Genomic DNA, 2,159 nt, shown 5'->3' with positions numbered 1-2,159 from the left:
CTGGTGGATGAATATTATTTTCTCGTTCATCCTGTCCTTGTGGGGCAGGGGAGACGGTTATTAGACGGCGCCGACCTTCCGGATCAGTTACATTTGAAACTGGCAGATGCGAAGACATTTCCGTCAGGAGCTATAGCGCTTCATTACCTGAAACAAGGATAAAAGCCCGGCAGCCGTGTACTGGAAATAGAAAATAAAGGGTTACTTTTCAGTACGAAAAAAAAGGTATGAAGAAGATAGGATTTTTATCGTTTGGGCATTGGTCTGACCATCCTGCCTATAAGACGCGTACAGCAGGTGATACATTGCTTCAATCTATTGATTTGGCCGTTGCCGCCGAAGAAATTGGTTTAGATGGAGCCTACTTTCGTGTGCATCATTTTGCCGCACAGTTAGCATCTCCATTTCCTTTGCTTTCCGCTATCGGCGCCAAAACAAGTAAAATAGAAATTGGCACGGGTGTAATTGATATGCGCTATGAAAATCCACTCTATATGGTGGAAGATGCCGGCGCGGCGGATTTAATTTCGGAAGGGCGATTACAACTAGGCATCAGCAGAGGTTCGCCGGAACAGGTAATTGATGGATGGCGCTACTTTGGATATGAACCGGCCGAAGGAGAAACAGACGCAGATATGGGCCGCCGCAAGGCGTTGGAATTCCTGGATAAATTAAAAGGCGTCGGGTTTGCCCAGCCTAATCCGTACCCGATGTTTCCGAATCCACCCGGCTTACTGCGCGTAGAGCCACATTCGGAAGGACTGCGGGAACGTATTTGGTGGGGAGCCGCTTCCAATGCCACCGCTGTTTGGGCCGCCGAAAACGGTATGTATCTTCAAAGTTCTACTTTGAAGTACGATGAAAGCGGCAAACCTTTCCATGTGCAACAAGCCGAGCAAATCAGATTGTACAAAGAGGCCTGGAAAAAAGCAGGACACGATCGGGAACCGAGAGTATCCGTGAGCCGGTCTATTTTCGCATTGGTAAACGATCAGGATCGCTATTTCTTTGGACAGGAAACCAGCCGGGTTGATAAGATCGGAATGATTGAAGCGAACAAGCGTGCCATTTTCGGAAGAAGCTATGCTGCAGCACCAGATCAACTTATAAAAGAGTTAGCGGAGGACGAAGCTATTCAGGAGGCGGATACGATTCTGTTGACCATACCGAATACCTTAGGAGTAGAGTACAATGTACATGTACTGTCTTCTATTTTAGAACATGTAGCTCCCGGATTGGGTTGGCGCTAAATTTTTATTGATGCTAACACATTGTCACTTTTGCCCCTGTAAGTTGTCGTTTATGCCTACCATAACACGTTAGTAATTGTTGGAAATTGGTGATCAACAAATACCACTAAATACGATGAGTAAACTAAGTGTATTTAACTTTATTAGCCTGGATGGCTATTATAAAGATCTGAACAATGGTATAGACTGGCACGTACATGGCCAGGAAGAAGGCGATTTCAGTGCCAAAAGTTTAGGGCAGAATAACATCCTGTTGTTTGGCCGGATCACTTACCAAATGATGGCATCCTGGTGGCCCACGCAAAACGCTATCGATGCCATGCCCGACGTAGCCAGGGGTATGAACAATGCTGAAAAGATAGTATGCTCCAACACCCTCAAAACGGCCGACTGGCATAACACCCGTATTATCAGCGGTGATATATTCACACAGCTGGCAGCAATGAAAAAAACATCGGGCAAAGACATTACTATTTTGGGCAGCGGCAACCTGACTACTCAACTTGCCGAAGCCGGCCTGATAGACAGCTATCAGATCATGATAGACCCCATCGCTATAGGCAATGGCATCGCCATTTTTAAAGATATGCAACGCCAGTTAAAGCTGAAGCTAACGGATACCCGGGCATTTAAAAGCGGGACGGTACTGCTAAGCTATGAGGCTATCTGAAATTAATCATCAACACCCTGCAAATCGGGGCGATCTGATGTATGCTTTCGAATAGCGTTAAAATAGAGATCACTGACTCTCCGTACAATGTGATGCAAAATTCAAGGATGGATTTTGTATCACATTTTTTGTTAGGGAAGTTTCCTTTTTTCAAGGATCTACCTGATTCAGGCCTGCTTTACCTGATTCTTTGCTAAGATACTTTATGGATTGGCTAACATTGATGTATAAAAATCACC

At 45.3% G+C, this 2,159-nt stretch carries 3 protein-coding genes; all 3 read left to right on the top strand.

Annotation, left to right across the window (positions count from 1 at the left end):
- The first annotated feature begins 3 nt into the window (after positions 1–3).
- On the top strand, positions 4–162 hold the full coding sequence (locus VIP81_RS33765) for a hypothetical protein (RefSeq protein WP_414649340.1): 159 nt from the start codon (positions 4–6) through the stop codon (positions 160–162).
- Between the two features lie 65 nt (positions 163–227).
- Positions 228–1,250, top strand: a complete 1,023-nt coding sequence (locus VIP81_RS12810) for an LLM class flavin-dependent oxidoreductase (protein WP_331960941.1) — start codon at positions 228–230, stop codon at positions 1,248–1,250.
- A 115-nt stretch (positions 1,251–1,365) separates the two neighbouring features.
- Positions 1,366–1,920 (top strand): dihydrofolate reductase family protein, encoded by a 555-nt coding sequence (locus VIP81_RS12805; protein ID WP_331960938.1) that lies wholly within the window; start codon positions 1,366–1,368, stop codon positions 1,918–1,920.
- The last annotated feature ends 239 nt before the right edge of the window (positions 1,921–2,159 follow it).

The sequence above is a fragment of the Chitinophaga sp. genome, from assembly GCF_036566945.1.
GTDB lineage: Bacteria > Bacteroidota > Bacteroidia > Chitinophagales > Chitinophagaceae > Chitinophaga.
The sequence above is the reverse complement of the archived record's forward strand: the minus strand, read 5'-3'. Positions and strand labels throughout refer to the sequence as shown.

Excerpts from the sequence above, each read along its gene's own strand:
- VIP81_RS12810 (WP_331960941.1), top strand. The coding sequence starts at position 228 with ATGAAGAAGATAGGATTTTTATCGTTTGGGCATTGGTCTGACCATCCT.
- VIP81_RS12805 (WP_331960938.1), top strand. The coding sequence starts at position 1,366 with ATGAGTAAACTAAGTGTATTTAACTTTATTAGCCTGGATGGCTATTAT.